The organism is Vibrio cortegadensis (genome assembly GCF_024347395.1).
Lineage (GTDB): Bacteria > Pseudomonadota > Gammaproteobacteria > Enterobacterales > Vibrionaceae > Vibrio > Vibrio cortegadensis.
Genome location: NZ_AP025472.1, coordinates 1,696,283 through 1,712,118, shown reverse-complemented (window position 1 = coordinate 1,712,118; position 15,836 = coordinate 1,696,283). Strand labels below are relative to the sequence as shown.

General features: G+C 42.7%; 12 protein-coding genes. 3 read left to right on the top strand and 9 right to left on the bottom strand.

The features are described 5' to 3' along the window. Window positions 1–4: 4 nt before the first annotated feature. On the bottom strand, window positions 5–232 hold the full coding sequence (locus tag OCV39_RS08155; RefSeq protein ID WP_113796931.1) for a hypothetical protein: 228 nt from the start codon (window positions 230–232) through the stop codon (window positions 5–7). 450 nt (window positions 233–682) lie between these two features. Here OCV39_RS08155 and OCV39_RS08150 point away from each other — a divergent pair, with 450 nt between their 5' ends. Both OCV39_RS08150 and OCV39_RS08145 read left to right on the top strand, forming a co-directional pair. Next, the gene (locus OCV39_RS08150) at window positions 683–2,317 is read left to right on the top strand and encodes an ATP-binding protein (RefSeq protein WP_261888250.1); all 1,635 of its coding nucleotides are present in this window, start codon (window positions 683–685) and stop codon (window positions 2,315–2,317) included. Further along, a complete protein-coding gene (locus OCV39_RS08145) occupies window positions 2,314–3,000 on the top strand; it encodes a response regulator (RefSeq protein WP_113796935.1) in 687 nt (228 codons plus the stop codon). Before OCV39_RS08150 ends, OCV39_RS08145 begins: the two co-directional genes overlap by 4 nt. Before the next feature lie 93 nt (window positions 3,001–3,093). Here the strand turns inward: OCV39_RS08145 and fbpC are convergent, their stop codons facing one another. The 7 genes from fbpC to OCV39_RS08110 all read right to left on the bottom strand — a co-directional run bounded on the left by fbpC (window position 3,094) and on the right by OCV39_RS08110 (window position 13,623). Beyond that, window positions 3,094–4,152 (bottom strand): ferric ABC transporter ATP-binding protein, encoded by a 1,059-nt coding sequence (fbpC, locus tag OCV39_RS08140; protein WP_113796937.1) that lies wholly within the window; start codon window positions 4,150–4,152, stop codon window positions 3,094–3,096. Between the two features lie 18 nt (window positions 4,153–4,170). Further along, window positions 4,171–6,186 (bottom strand): ABC transporter permease, encoded by a 2,016-nt coding sequence (locus OCV39_RS08135; RefSeq protein WP_261889495.1) that lies wholly within the window; start codon window positions 6,184–6,186, stop codon window positions 4,171–4,173. 244 nt (window positions 6,187–6,430) lie between these two features. After that, a complete protein-coding gene (locus OCV39_RS08130) occupies window positions 6,431–7,465 on the bottom strand; it encodes an ABC transporter substrate-binding protein (protein ID WP_113796941.1) in 1,035 nt (344 codons plus the stop codon). A gap of 174 nt (window positions 7,466–7,639) precedes the next feature. After that, window positions 7,640–8,971 (bottom strand): MFS transporter, encoded by a 1,332-nt coding sequence (gene uhpC, locus OCV39_RS08125; protein WP_261888249.1) that lies wholly within the window; start codon window positions 8,969–8,971, stop codon window positions 7,640–7,642. A 133-nt stretch (window positions 8,972–9,104) separates the two neighbouring features. Beyond that, window positions 9,105–10,757 carry an MASE1 domain-containing sensor histidine kinase gene (locus OCV39_RS08120; RefSeq protein WP_261888248.1) on the bottom strand — a complete coding sequence of 551 codons (1,653 nt, stop codon included), beginning with the start codon at window positions 10,755–10,757 and terminating at the stop codon, window positions 9,105–9,107. A 3-nt stretch (window positions 10,758–10,760) separates the two neighbouring features. Then, window positions 10,761–11,387 (bottom strand): response regulator, encoded by a 627-nt coding sequence (locus OCV39_RS08115; RefSeq protein ID WP_113796947.1) that lies wholly within the window; start codon window positions 11,385–11,387, stop codon window positions 10,761–10,763. A gap of 193 nt (window positions 11,388–11,580) precedes the next feature. Continuing rightward, entirely contained in the window at window positions 11,581–13,623 is a 2,043-nt protein-coding gene (locus OCV39_RS08110; RefSeq protein WP_261888247.1) for an alpha-amylase family glycosyl hydrolase, read from the bottom strand. A gap of 320 nt (window positions 13,624–13,943) precedes the next feature. Between OCV39_RS08110 and OCV39_RS08105 the strand changes: the two genes are divergently transcribed. Further along, entirely contained in the window at window positions 13,944–14,147 is a 204-nt protein-coding gene (locus OCV39_RS08105; protein ID WP_261888246.1) for a hypothetical protein, read from the top strand. 79 nt (window positions 14,148–14,226) lie between these two features. Here OCV39_RS08105 and OCV39_RS08100 read toward each other — a convergent pair whose 3' ends face one another. Further along, on the bottom strand, window positions 14,227–15,777 hold the full coding sequence (locus OCV39_RS08100) for a tripartite tricarboxylate transporter permease (protein ID WP_017052667.1): 1,551 nt from the start codon (window positions 15,775–15,777) through the stop codon (window positions 14,227–14,229). Window positions 15,778–15,836 lie beyond the last annotated feature (59 nt).

The window sequence follows — 15,836 nt, the reverse complement described above, 5'->3', positions numbered from 1 at the left end:
AAGCTTAGTCAAATGCAGGGCAATGGTGATCGGCTCGCCATTCAAGTTGTCGTGAACCTTGCATGGTGTTTAGCAGATCTCGACCAGACATTTGAGGAAAAGCAAGTAGTACATGCAAATCACTTGGTGAGCTTGCGTTTTTTTCATACGCACGAACGTGTGTGAAAGTAGCTTGTACATTATTTAGCAGCATCGCCTTAGTTAGGCAGATTCCAAAACAGTCTCGTTGCATTGTTTTATTCCTTTTAACAATGTTAGAACGTTATGATTATTGTACTATTTTGAATAGACATCCTGATTACGTAGGTAAGTATTCATGGTGGAGGCTTGGTTCCTCTCTGCTATTTGCCTTACCACAGGGCAATTCCATTGCGTATTATTTATCCACTGAAATAAGTATATGCGTATTGATCTAAAAATAGATAAAAAAGAGCTAAAATCTACATGATCTAGATCAATTAAATGGCTTATTGATATGCATCTGATAGCGCCAGCTTACAGAAGGTTCGGAAAGAATAGTTAGGCATTATATAAAGCAGACTAAGTTTGAATTTATGTGTTACTGAAGAGGTAAAGATAAAAGCCCTCTGTTCACAGTTATTTATACCATCACAAGCCTTGTTGTTGCTTAAATGTTAAATTAGATCCGTTGTAGTGTTTGAATTTTTAATAGGGTGCATTCATGAAGTGGAGGCAAATCAGTTTTCGAAAACGAATGCTGATCATCATGACATTATCGGGCTTAATTGAACTGCTGATTTTATCGGCGGCTGGTTTTGCTTATATTAAGTACTCTCAAGAGAAAGAGATAGGTTTAAAAGCGTTGGGTGTGGCCTCGTTTTTAGCAAAGTCGGATGCGGTCGTGAATCTGATCGAAACGCGAGATTTTCGTGCAATGAATAGTGCCGATGTACAAGACCGATACCGAAAACTAACGGAAATGATTGGGGCCGCGTTTATTGTGATTGGCGACGACGAAGGCGTTCGTCTGGTTCACCCTGTTGATCATCGTCTAGGTAAGCCAATGAAAGGCGGGGATAACGCTCGGGCTTTAATTCACGGCGAAGCTTATGTTTCTATTGCTCAGGGATCTCTTGGGCGCTCGGTTCGTGGGAAAGCAGCGATATTCAATCGCGATGGTGATGTGATAGGGGTGGTTTCCGTTGGTTATCTACTCGACACATTACAAGATAAAATCGAACCTTACCTCGCTTTTCTGATCTTAATGGCACTTCTAGTCGTTGCCGCAAACGCACTGCTTTCAAGTTATGCTTCACGCCGGTTTCAAAAAGCCATTTTAGGTTTTGAGCCCGAAGAGATTGGCCGTTTATATGTGGAGCTGGACGTTACCATGAGTACAATCAAAGAGGGGATCATCAGTATTGATTCAAACGGCATACTTCGATCAATCAACAAAAGTGCCTGCCAGATTTTAGATATCGACAGGAAATCCTCGCTTAATCAGCCATTAACGAAAGTGTTGCCTGACAGTGACTTGAATAAACTACTCAAATCTGGTGAACACGATCATGATATTGAACTGTATCTAAAGCAGAAACGCTTAATTGCAAACCGTAGCCCGATAGTTGTGGAAGGGAAAGTGGTTGGTGCTGTGTCGAGTTTTCGTTTACGAGATGAGATAAATGAACTGACAGAGCAACTCTCCCAAACCAAAGAGTATGCGGATTTATTGCGTTCTCAGACCCATGAGCATCAAAATAAACTGAATACTATCAGTGGATTAGTTCAGATGGGGGAATTAGATGCCGTACAAAATTTAATTGGACAAGAAACAGAGCATTATCAAGCATTGATTGAGTTCTTGCGTGAAACAATTAAAGACCCATTGATTGCTGGGATGTTGCTGGGAAAAACAGAACGGGCACGAGAATTAGGCTTAGTGCTAAAAGTTGAAGAAGGCTCCAGGCTTGAAGTCATGCCAACTTGGCTAAACTCCGATGATGTCGTTACGGTATTAGGAAACCTCATTGATAATGCGTTCGATGCGACCATGAGTGTGATTAACAGTGATCAACATGTATCCCCTGATAGGAGGGTCATCGAGGTTTCTTTAAGTGATTTTGGAAATGAAATTATTCTAGAAGTGGATGACCAAGGCTGTGGTTTGCCCCACGATTTAGATACCACAACACTGACGAATAAAGGGGTTTCAAGCAAAGCTAAACACAACCGAGGTGTGGGCTTGTATTTAGTGAAGACGCTGGCAGACCGATATCACGGACAGCTAGAAATGACGAGTGACAAGGAGTACGGAACGAGAATGACGGTCTATCTACCGAAGGAGTCTCAGCTATGATCTCAGCCACTAAAGTGATGATTATTGAAGATGATGTTGCGATTGCTGAGCTGCATCACCGCTATTTACTTCAAATGGGTGGCTTTGATGTTGTAGGCATTGCGACGACTCAATCTGAAGCTGAAATGCAACTTGAAGTATTGAAGCCTGATTTAGTGATTTTGGATGTTTATCTTCCTGACGGAAATGGCCTCGATATTTTACAAAAAGTGCGCGGTAATAATCAGCACTGTGATGTTATTTTGATTACTGCTGCTCGTGATGTCGACACACTACAACAGGCGATGCGTGGTGGTGTGGTCGATTATTTGCTTAAGCCTGTGATCTTTTCTCGGTTGGAGGTGGCGCTTAAAAAGTACCAATCTCAACAAACAGAGCTGGATAATGTGGCCGATTTTAACCAAGGTTTGGTTGATAAAATGCTTCAAGCGAATGCCAATGTAGAATCGAGCCATCAACGCTTACCTAAGGGTATTGATAGTGTGACACTCGATAAAATTCGCAACTTATTTCAAGAACCTGTTAGCTTAACGGCGGATGAAGCTGGTGATCAAATAGGGGCAAGTCGAACCACCGCAAGACGCTATCTTGAGTACTTGATCAGCTCGGGAGAGTTGGAAGCGGATTTGAACTATGGAAGTGTAGGTAGACCTGAGCGTTGTTACTGTCGATTAGTACGTTAGCGGTATTTAAAACATGGGAATATACACATAAAGAAAAGGAGCAGTGAATGCTCCTTTTAGTGATTTGACCATATTGAGATGCAATATCAGTTTTTACTGCGCATTAAACGGCAATAAGAATAAGCCTGTTGGATTTATAGTTAAGTAAGCATGATCTGATAATGAGGCATCAAATTGCGATGAATTAAGCTGCAATAAAATCTCGTGATCGTGCCAAGTCACACCAACTTCATACATTGTGCCCATGTAAGCGACTTTATTCACTGTGCAACGTTGGCTCTCTTCACCGTGATTGGTAAGCAGTATCGCTTCAGGGCGAACCCCAATTTGATATTCGTTGATGGGAAACCCTTCAATCATCGTAGGATCTGCCGGTATTTTATATTCGTTAATGTTAATGCTTTCGCCATCAAAATAGCCAGGAAAAATGTTGGCTTCACCCATAAAGTTCGCCATAAACATTGATGCTGGTTTTTTGTAGAGGTCGGTTGGTGAACCTTTCTGCATGATGTCACCGTCTTTCATTACAATCACGGTATCGGATACGGCAAAGGCTTCAGTTTGATCATGAGTCACGTAAAGCGATGTAATATTAAAGCGCTGCTGTAACTCACGAATGGTTTCACGCATATTACGGCGCAAGTTAGCGTCTAAATTACTTAATGGCTCATCAAAAAGCAGCACTTTTGGTTTCAATACTAAGGCGCGAGCTAAGGCGACACGTTGTTGTTGACCACCTGATATTTGGTCGACAAAACGGTCCCCAAATCCCTCAAGATCAACTAACTTAAGCGCTTCATCCACTCGTTGTTTGATTTCGCTAGTGGGTAGTCTTAACATTTTTAAACCATAGCCGACATTTTCATGCAGAGACATATGAGGGAAAAGTGCGTAAGACTGAAACACCATGCAAATGTCACGCTGTTGAATCGACGTATTGGTGACATCTTCCCCATCAATAAATATTTGACCGCTTGTTGGCTTTTCTAGCCCCGCAACTAAACGTAACACCGTGGTTTTTCCGCAACCAGAAGGGCCAAGTAGTGTCACTAAACTGCCTTTTTTGATCTCTAGGTCCAAGTCGCCAATAACTGTGTTATCACCAAACTTCTTGCAGACATTTTTTAGAACCACAAAGTTTTCATTTTCCATTATCAATATCTCCAATCGTTATTCTTGGTTGTTAGCTTTAGAGCGAGACACACGTGCTTCGCCTACAAGAGAGTCAAAAATTAAAATAATCGACAACATCACTACAATGAGGATTGAGCCGTATGCGATAGCGATACCATATTCGCCATCTTCAACGCGGTTTAAAATGTAGGAAGTTGCGACACGGGTTTCTGGCGTAACCAAGAAAATGATCGCGCTTACCGTCGTCATTGCACGGACGAAGCTGTAAATCAGCGTTGAAAGAATTGCCGGCCTTAACAGGGGAAGTAGAATATGGGTAATCGTTTTGAGTGAATTAGCGCGCAGGCTTAGTGACGCTTCATCTAACGATTTATCTAATTGTCCTAAACCAGCAACCCCGGCACGAATGCCAACGGGTACATTTCGCATTACCATGGAAATAATCACGATTGCAGCAGTTCCCGTAAGATAAACTGGTGCATCATTGAACGCGAGAATATAAGAGACACCTGCAACCGTTCCAGGTACCGCAAAGCAGAGCATAGTGGCAAATTCGATGACTTTCTTGCCATGGAATTGTTGCCTTACCACGATGTACGCAATCAATAAACCGAAGAAAGCCGTAATTGGAGCAGCAATGCCAGCGTAAGTCATGGTTGTGATTAACGATGGCCATGCACCTTCACTCATTCCCATGCCAAATAGATTGATGTAGTTGTCGAACGTTAAGCTGTAATCCACACCCCAGTTGACCGTAAAGCTACCGAAAATAATGCTGCCATAAAGCAGAACATTAAAGGCCATCCAGAAGTAGAGCAGGCCTGTGACGCCATGTTTCAGTGTCGGCGGTAGTGGTTGAACATCACCACGGTAAGATTTACCCGAAATCGTGACGTACGAACGTTTACCAATCCATAAATACTGGACCACGAAAATAGCCAGTGAGAACAATAGTAGAACAGCGCCTAATGTACTGGCTGAAGCATAATCGAGCTGCGCACCTGCAATATAGAAATAGATTTGAGTTGCTAGAACATCAAAGCTGCCGCCCAGTACTAATGGGTTACTGAAATCAGCCAGAGATTGAACAAAGATGATTAAGAATGAGTTAGCCAGTGCAGGTTTAAGCAGCGGCATCACAATCTTGAAGAAAGTCTGGTAGCGATTGGCTCGCAAGGTGTAAGACGCTTCTTCCAGTGAAGGGTGTAGCGACTTCATTGCTCCATCCAAAATCATGAAAGACATTGGTGCGAAGGCAAGTACTTGAGCCATCCAAATACCAGTAAAACCATACAACCAGTTTGTCTGTTGTAAACCAAACCAATCGACCATGAGCTCAGTAATGTAACCTGAACGACCCAGCATTAATGTTACCCCAAGGCCGACAACGAATGGTGGTGTGACAATCGGAAGGATGGAGAAAATACGTGCGATAAAAGCTGAACGCTTGGCGATTCGAGTTGTATAGATTGCAAAGATAAGACCAAAGAAGGTTGCGCCAATACCAACAGAGGTGCCAAGCATGATGGAATTAAGAATGATTTGAACAATTTGTGCTTTAGTGATGATTTCGACAAATTGCCACATCACGAAGTTGCCCATATCATCTTTAAACATAGGCACGAAAATCGCGATGCTTGGATAGATGATGAAAATAGAGATCAGCAATACTATTGAAATCAATGAACCGATAACAAACGTATCTCCACCTAAATATTCAAGTCGAGAGAAGGCAAGGGTGATGACCGCGCCCAGACCAACGAATAAAAAGATACTGGCGTAGCCTAGGCCTTGCTCCGTGTACCAAGAAGTGAGTAACGCCAAGAGCATACATGCACTTGAAAATCCAATATCGAAGTAGTGACGTTTTTTTGCGTATTTGTTTTGCGCTTGGCATGGTCTAATTAATAGAACCAAAGGCAAAGCAAACCACAACCATGAGATGTTCATCCCACTCCAACCCATTGCGGCTTTGAACTCTTCTGGTGTTGATTCAAAAACACCATAGTCGAGAGAGAACACAGGCAGCAATATAAATGCTCCGATCAGCATAGCAACCCAGTAGAAAACGGGATCCCTCTGATGCGTTTTTTGATCTTGGTGAGAACTTTGGTGTTGGTCAGAGCTTTGGCGCTGGGGAGTAGTCGATTCAGCTGCTAAGTCATTCATTGTAAATTACCAAATTAAGGGTGTGAAAAGCCGTAAGCATGACACGCACGCTTATTGAAAATCGTATCGAGAATAAAACGGTGAGCAGCGCACAAACGCTGCTCGATATGGGGATTACCTAGGTGGTTTATTCGCCCATTTTAACGACGTTTACCCATTTGTTGATTAAACGCTTACGCTCTGCCGATGAACCGTATGTGTCCATGTCATAGTTGATGAGCGTCAGATCTTTCGGGTTAAGTGCATTTGGAGATTGCTCTGCTGATGTGTTGGTTAGGATTTGGAAAGATTGACCTTTTTTCCATGCTAACTCTTGGCCTTGTTTCGATAGCACCCAATCGACAAACAGTTTTGCATTGTCGATGTTACGTGCACCTTTAATAATACTCACTCCACCAATTTCATAGCCAGTCCCTTCACAAGGAGAAATTAGCTCAAGTGGTGCCCCTTTTGATTGCTCTAGTGAGTAATCGTGTAAGAAACCAATACCAATCGCGATTTCACCACGAGCAGAGTTACGTGATGGGGTCACGCCAGATTTGGTGTATTGCGAAATGTTTTTATCCAGATCTTTAAAGTAGGTAAACGCTTTGTCTTCTGTCCACAATTGAATGAACGTTGCCAGCGCAGTATAAGCGGTACCAGAACTTTGTGGATCGGCTATTTGAATTTCATCTTTGTATTCAGGTTTGGTTAGGTCACTCCAACAGCGAGGGATCTCTAAACCTTTTTCGGCTAGACGCTTAGTGTTGACACCGAAACCAAGAATCCCCATGTAAACCGCAGAGGAGTAGTTACCTTTACGTTTTGCTGGATCTTTGTAGTTGTCCATGATGAATTCAAGTTGTGGCGACTTGTAGGCTTGAAGTAGATCCATTTCCCCCGCTTGTGATTGCGGATCAAGTGTACCGCCGTACCAAACATCGGCACGTGGGTTTTTCTTTTCTGCTTCAATTTTAGCTAATGTGCTGCCTGAACCATTTCGAACAAATGATGTTTTTACATCATATTTTTCAGAAAAGGCTTTTGTCTCCGCTTCACACATTGCATTTGTTGCGCTGCAATATACGACAAGTCGACCATCTGCCATTGCTTGAGGGGCAGCAAATGCAGAACCAAGGATGCAAGCGGCCAGTAGGCTGCGGTGAGTTCTAACTTTCATGTTATTTCCTCTGCTTTTTATAATGAACTCAATGCGAGAGTGTGGTTGTAGGGCGCATTGAGTTCTTACCACAATCCAGTGATAAGTTTGTGTCACCACGCATAGAGCCTGATGATTTTATTCGTGAACAACGTGGGTAAGCAGAGAACACCCACGTAAATTGATTCACGCTTGTTAAGGGGTTCTCATCTTTTCAGCACGTTGCTGTGCTTTTACAAAAGGCAAAATCAGTAGGCCGATAGAAGCCGCCGATAATGTAATTATGCTGAAGAAGCCTTCCCAGCTAAATTGTTCAATAATTAGTGCGATTGGGTAACTCGCAAGTGCGGCACCTAAGTAGCCAAATAGACCAACAAAGCCTGTCGCCGTACCTGCTACGTCTTTATGCGAACATTCCGCGGCTGCCATTCCAATCATCATTTGTGGGCCAAAAACAAAGAAACCGATGGAGAAAAAACAGCCAGAAAGCACGATAAAATTGTCTAAAGGCGTGAGCCAAAGTGCAGCAACTGAAGCAAAAATCCCTAATGCGAAAATCAAGTTCATCGGTGCTCGGTTACCACGGAAAAATCTATCAGAACCCCAGCCACCAAACAGAGACCCGAGGAATCCGCCAATTTCAAACATTGACACGGCGGCATTGGCTGAAAACAGTTCAAAACCGTGCCTTTGCATGAGATACAGATTGCCCCAATCATTAATCGCCGTCCGTACCACGTAGACCAAGAGATATGAACTGCACAGTAACCAAATATATTTATTACCTAATACATAGGTGGTGAGGATCTGTCTAAAGTTAAGTCCTCGGCCTTCTTGTTCATGACGTTTTTCAAGTTCATCATTACGCCATTCACCGACGCTAGGCAGGCCCATACTGGTGGGCTTATCTCGCATGCGGAAGCATAAGACTCCGCCGACTAAAATGGCAAAAACACCAGGCAATATAAACCCGTATCGCCAACCCCAATTCATCGCGGTGAATCCAATGACGATCGGAATCAAAGCGCCACTTAAATTGTGGCAAGTGTTCCAAATAGACCACCAGAAACCACGTTCAGAACGCGAATACCACGTGGTGAGAAGTTTGGCGCATGGTGGCCAACCCCAACCTTGGAAGAAGGCGTTTAATGTCCACAGTATGGCGAACATCAAAAGGGATGAGCTCAAACCAAAAGCAATGTTGATAATGCCAGTGGCGATTAACCCTAACCCCATGAAATAACTTGGTTTAGATTGGTCGCTCACCATGCCAGAGACAAACTTTGATACACCGTAAGTGATGTAAAAAAGTGTGCCGAGAAAGCCAATGTCGGAATGTTCTAATCCGAGATCTCTGAGCATAGCGGGCATAGCAAAATTCAAACTTTTTCGAGTGAAGTAAAACACGCCATAACCAACATACATCGATAGCATTAAGTGCAGTCGCCAATATTGATAAGTGGCGTCGATCTGACTTTTATCTGTTATCGGTTTAACTGGTTGCTCGGTAGTAAGAAACCCCATCATGCTGTTGACTCTCCTTGGTACGAATTGATGTTACTAAACAGATTGAGATAATGAATGAGACAAATTTATAAACGACTAAGAAAATTTCCTAGTTTTATTGTGGGAAGGTGATTTTTGTGGGCTACTTAACAAATTACTTACTTAAAGAAAACGTTTTCGTTGGTAAATTGATGGTAATTCGGGTTCCGTTGAACGGTTTTGGGTCTAAATGACCTTGTTTATCTAATTCAGAAGGCATATCTGGGGCTAGTTGGCGGGTTTGAATGGTCATATTTCCTCCTAACGCACTGACCCGTTCTTCAACCCCTTTAAGACCTTGGCCCTTGATTTTCCAACTCTCAGGTAACCCTTTGCCATTATCTCTCAGCTCTAAACTAAAAATATCACCAGGCATTAAGCTCAGTTTTACTTCGGTGGCATTTGCATGCTTACTGACATTATTAAGTAACTCTTGAGCAATACGGTATAAGGTTACAGCGGTGATATCGTCGAGTTTTTCAGCGAAAAGACCAAAATTTAGTTTAAAATCAATTTTACGTTCGGCAAAACGCATTTCTGAACTAAGTTGACGAACCGCATCCTCTAGACCAAGCTCATCGAGAGTATGGGGGCGAAGTTGGGTTAGCAGTTGGCGAGTGGAGCTGTGTATTCTTAGCGCCAGTGAATTGATGGTTGTAGCAATGTTCTTGCTATTTTCATCTTGGCTTATTCGATTTGCTAACATGGCTTGAATTTGAATTGCGGTAATATTCTGACCGATTTCATCATGTAACTCACGGGCGACAGATTTTCTTATGTCTTCTTCTACTTGAACGAGCTGTCTAGCTAAGTGCTGTTTATTCGCGAGCTCGATTCCCAAATCGTTATTGACCTGTTGTAGTTGTTTGGCGAGTAAATATTGGCGGCTGATCGCGATACCAAGCCCTAATCCAACCAGTGCTTGCGTGGTCATAAAGATTTGCAGCTCTTGGTCTGATTCAAAGGAACCAGTGATCTGCCTTGCGGTAGCGAGCAACATACTGTTGATTACACTGGCTAACACACCGCCTTGCCAGCCATATTTATACGCCATAAAAATGTTAGGCAGCAGAATGATAAGCAACGCGAGCGGCTTCATTTGTTCCAATAGAGTTAGCTCGGCCAGCAACCCAATACTAAAGAAACTGATTCCCCATAACAGCGCGGAAGGGCGTAACCGAACTTCTTGATGTATGAGTGTTGGGCTAAGAGGGAGCCATATTTTCTGCTGCAAATAGTCGTAGAGTAGGTATAAAAATGGAGCGAGTAATATTCCACCTGTTAATGCTGAAATTGTGGTGGAAAATACATAGCTGATTGGCATTTCTAAGGGCTTAATTAAAAGCAAGATAGCTAGGCCACAAAGCAAACCATGAATTAACGTTAGGCTCGTTAGTGCAAGAATCTTTTGCCAATAAACAGTGAGAGGCTGCCAGTAGCGGTGAAAGGGGATGGCGATAAAATATGGAAGGAAAGCAAAGATTGGCAGCAAATTTTCATGACTATACTCCGCTAATAAGTAGACTAAGCTTCCTGAAATTACCAGTTCACTGAAAACAAAGACTCGCCATAATGGGCGCGGTGACAAAGTGAATGCGACAAGTTTTAAGCCACTTGGCAGCAATAGCCCTGCAAGTAATATATCGGGTGATAAGTAACGACTAATATTCCATAAGCAAAACCAACTGATGCTGTAAATAAAAAAGCCAAAAGCATAGGTAAAGGTGTCGGCAAAGATTGGTCGGGAGTTTTGGTTTTGTTGTGCCATTGCTTATTCAGCGAGCAGTTTGTGCTTGAGAGCGAAGCGGATGAGATCCACATTATTAGCCAGCCCTAGTTTACTTAAAATGTTGGCGCGGTGAACATGAATTGTTTTATGGCTGATCGAGAGTTCTGTACCAATGTGTTTGACATCTTCACCTTGGATCAGGTGGTTAAATACTTCGATTTCTCGCTTCGTAAGCTCATCTAATGCTGAGGGAGTAGCAGACGCGTTACTTAAATTGAATAGCGCATCGGCACATAAATATCGATCGCCGTTGGCGACTGTTCTGATGGCAGTTACTAACTCACCTGGCCCACAGCGTTTAGATAAATAACCGCAAGCTCCTGCTTCAATAGCTTGGCTAACGAATGAAGCTGAATCATAAATACTGAGAATAATGGCGCGGAAGTTCGGCTGTTCTTTACGAAGTTTACTTAGTAATACTAAACCACTTTCATCAGGCATGGAAATATCGATGACAGCAACATCTACTGATGATTTGACTAAGGCTTTAAAAGCTTCTGAGGCACAACTATGTTGGCTGTGCACATTAATATCAGACTCAACACTAAGCAATTGTGCAAAGCCAGAACGAACCATAATGTGGTCATCAACGAGAGCGACAGAAATCATATATATATCCTTATTTAAGGTCGCCATCATTGCAAAAGGGATTTGAACCTTCAAATGGCTCGACAAATAGATGTGATGGTAGTCGCTCATCTTTGGTGATTAATTTATAATTAGTGGTTAGAAATATAAAGAGAGCGCCATTTGGCACTCTCTTTCGTTGACCTGTAATATTGTTTGAGTCAAATATTCAGGATTATGGACACTGAGCAATCATGGTTTGTTCTGGTGTTCCATCGTTGGCGAACTTTAAGCTCCAAACGTAATGACCTGCTTGAAAAATAGTGGTGGCGGTATCTTTACCATACCCACCTGGAACCAGCGTTGCTTCTTGACCAAGTGAAAGGGTCGTGTTGTCAGCTGTAAACTGCGGGGCCCAGTCATTACTTGCATATTGCATCTTATAGCTACCTATTTTTTCATTAACGACGACTTGGTAAACCCCGTCACCTTTGTATTGAAAGGCGCGAGAAGAGACATGTTTCCAATTCGAGTCTGAAAAATCTCCGACAACGTATAAGGTTTCGGTGATTGGGCCGGGCTCATTCATCGTTGGGTTATCACATTGCGCCATGAATGAGTCGTTGTCCGGGTTGGGTTTACTGCTGTCATTTTCGATTGGTCCTTCAATGCTCGGTTGATCAACGCTTAAAAATTTTGCTTCAAAAGGAGCCAATTCAATTTCGTAGAGGCCGCCAGCAAGGTTGAGTTTCGTACCGGATTGAAGGTTAGTAAGCGTACCTTTTGAGCCAATATTATTAGCGGCTAAAGTTAATGTTTGAGTTTGGTCACTGGTGCTGACCAGATATAACAGAATATCGTCGGTGAACTGCTTATGATCCACATAAGCATCTTCTGTGGCAATAATATTGGTGCGTTGGCCGGAAGAGAGTGCAGGGTGTTGGGCTCTTAATGTCATGAGTTCAGTTACATAGGCTTTAAGGTTTAACTGCTTCGTATTTAAAGAGACGCTGATGCCTTCAATTTTAGCGCTAGTTCTGGCGACGTGGTCATCACATAGCCCGTCAATGGCACATGTATCATTGGTGACCTGTTGAGAAAATCCGTCTAATTGGTCACCGATCTCATCGCCGTAATAGAGTGTGATAGGTCCGGTGTAAGCAGCTTGAAATGATATCGCGGCTTTATAGCGCTGCCAATACTCGGCATCTTCAGGGTTTGCTATATTTCCACGTTGCAGTAAGTCGCCGAAGCGAACGAGATCGTGGTTACCTAGCATAAGATTTGGTTTGGCGTGGTCAGGATAGAGTGCATGTAAGCGCATCCCTTCATCGAGCCATTTTCCGCCTTTATTTCCTACATTGCTTTCATTGACAGCAAAGGTTTCAACGACACGATAACGAACAGGAAAGTCGTAGGCAGAACAGAGTGCAGGGTTGTCTTGTTCACCATAGCCTGTCTCTTTGATGTAATTCTCATTATTCCAAATTTCAGCCACCATATAACCGAGAGGATTAACAATTTGGCCATCGCTGTTGGTGTAAGTCACTGATGATGATGCTTGATCGACCGTTCTACGAATTTCAGTCCAAGCATCAGTTGGCACTTGATAAGCTTGATCCAATCGCCAGCCATCAATTTTTAGTTCCTTAATCCAGTATTCAGCTACTTCTTGATAAAAAGGCAAGCTTTCTGGATAAGAGACTGGGTTACTTGCACCAGAAGGGAGTTGCCCCGTTGGCGATGGCATTATATTCGCTTTGTGATGACCAAACACGCCATCAAAGAATACATACAAACCTTTTTTATGCGCTGTTTCAACTAATTCTTTGGCTTTGTCTATGTCACCAAATCGAGGGTCAATCGTGAAGTAATCTGTGGCGAAATATCCTGTTGCATCAAGTCTATCGGCCCAATGGTCTTGACCTTTTAGTGGTTCAGAGTTAAATACAGGAGTCATCCATATGGCGTTCATTCCAAGCGATTTTATGTAGTCGAGAGAATCGATAATGCCTTGAATATCGCCATTATGGTGACTGGATCCATAACCCGTACCATGGCCAATATTTGTATCACCATCAATAAAGCTTTCCACCATGACTTGGTAAATTCGCAAATCGTTGGACGTATTATTTGTCTCAATAGAACACGCATAGGTGGAAGGCGGTGAGGTGGCTGCTTCTGATGATGATTCAGAGCCATTACAGCCAGTGATTATTGTTGTTATTGAAAGGATAGTCGTGGCGATTATCCTATTTTTTTGATTGTTAATATTCACGTTATTTTCCTGATTTTAGTTATAACTAAATAATAAACAACACGAAAAATAAGATAACCTCCTTAAAATTGTACTTAAGGGGCGGAGTGGAAAGGCTGAGAGATCTTGCTCACGTCGAAGTTGTTTGGTAGGGCTACCAAATGAGAGTTGACGCAATTTATAAGATTGTGAATAGGGTTATTTAGAATAAGAAGAGATTTTTTTAATTATAAATACAAAATCTAATCCTATTCTTGACACTCTAAAGAGATGAACTAATGTTTATGTAACGTTGTACGGTCTACAACGTTAGGCTTAGGATAATAATAAAAGGGTGTAATATGGAGTTACTTGAATGTCAGTTACAACTGAACGACAACAGTTTATATGTGTTTGATTCAGTAGAAAAATCGTTAGCGTATATAGATAACAACCCGTTAGATAATTTCCAGTCTGCTAGTCTAAAAGTGGTTAAGAACGGTCAACAGTACAGTTTTAATGCTCATAGCAGTGAAGATATGATGGAGAGTCTATTCAATCTTTAGTGCTATTTGATGATTTTCCGCAACAAAGAAGGATCTCATTGAGATCCTTCTTTTTATTGTTATCTACGAGCACGAGAGCCTAATTGTTGTTAGATGACGGCTGTTCAGGTTTTGTTGCGGTTGTGTTCGCCCTTAATCGATTGATTAATGTCATTACCACTGGGCTGGCAAGAACTAGAACAGCAATAACGGTGAAAGTGAGGGTAATTGGTCTCTCCCACAAGAAACTTAATTCACCATCGGCAATCATTAAAGCACGGCGTAAGTTCTCTTCCATTAACCCCCCTAAAATGAACCCAAGTAATAATGGTGCGAGAGGGAAATTGGCTAACCTTAAAGCGATGGCCGCCATGGCAATGAATAACATGATGAACACGTCCATGGTATTAAATGAAACCAAATAGACACCAGTAATAGAGAAGAACAGAATCATTGGAAGCAGTACTGTTCTTGGTACCGCTAATAATTTCGAGATATACGGGATAAGCGGCAGATTCAGAATCACGAGTACAATGTTACCAAAGTACATAGAGATGATGACTGACCAAAATACATCTGGGTGATCAACAAATAGACGTGGTCCGGGCTGAATACCATAGGCGATAAGCGCCCCAAGCATAATGGCAGTCGTTCCTGAACCAGGGATCCCTAGTGTTAATAGCGGAACAAATGAACCACTTGATGCGGCATTGTTAGCCGATTCTGGTGCGACCAAACCGCGAATACTGCCTTTACCGAACTCTTTCTGCTTCTCTTTCGGAGCAAGGCTTCGTTCCATTCCGTAACTTAGGAAGGCTGCTATTGTGGCTCCTGCGCCAGGTAATACACCAGTAAAGAAGCCAAGAATAGAAGAACGAATCGAGACAGGTGCCACTTCTTTAAGTTCTTCTTTGGTGACTTTCATACTACCGATATCGGCCATTTTGTTTTTTTCTTCGCCACTGGTATCTTTCTCTGGATTTAAGATACCCATGAGAGTTTCGCCTAATGCGAAGGTGGCCATTGCAAGCAGTAGAAAACTGAATCCATCCATTAAGTCAGTCAGCCCGAAAGTGAATCGCTCAACCCCGACGCCTTTATCTATCCCGACGGTAGATAACATCAATCCTAATATGGTCATCATCCAAGCTTTGATGACTTGACCGGGCCCGGCAAATGCAGCAACCGCTGATAGGCCGACAAGCATAAGCGCGAAATAGTCTGAAGATTGAAAACTCAGAGAAACCGAGGCTAAAGCAGGAGCGGCAATCAACAGCATAATGGCAGACAGCGTTCCCCCTGTGAAAGAGGAGTAAGCGGCGAGCGCAAGTGCTTTACCCGCTTGGCCTTTCTGTGCCATAGGATAACCATCAAAAGCGGTGACAACGGTTGATGAACAGCCCGGAGCATTGATTAGAATCGAAGAGGTTGACCCTCCAAATACAGCGCCATAATAAACCCCAGCCATAAGAATCAAGCCAGAAGAGGGCTCTAACCCGTAAGTGATTGGGATCATCAAAGCAATGGCAGATATAGGACCAAGCCCCGGGAGCATACCAATGAAGGTTCCAACAAAACAGCCGATAACGACCATCATGATATTCATGGGCATCACTGCGGTCGATAACCCTTGTAAAATTCCGTCTAACATAATGTGTTCCTACTCATACTTAAAATAAGCCAACTGCGGTTGCTCATTGGCTATCAGTA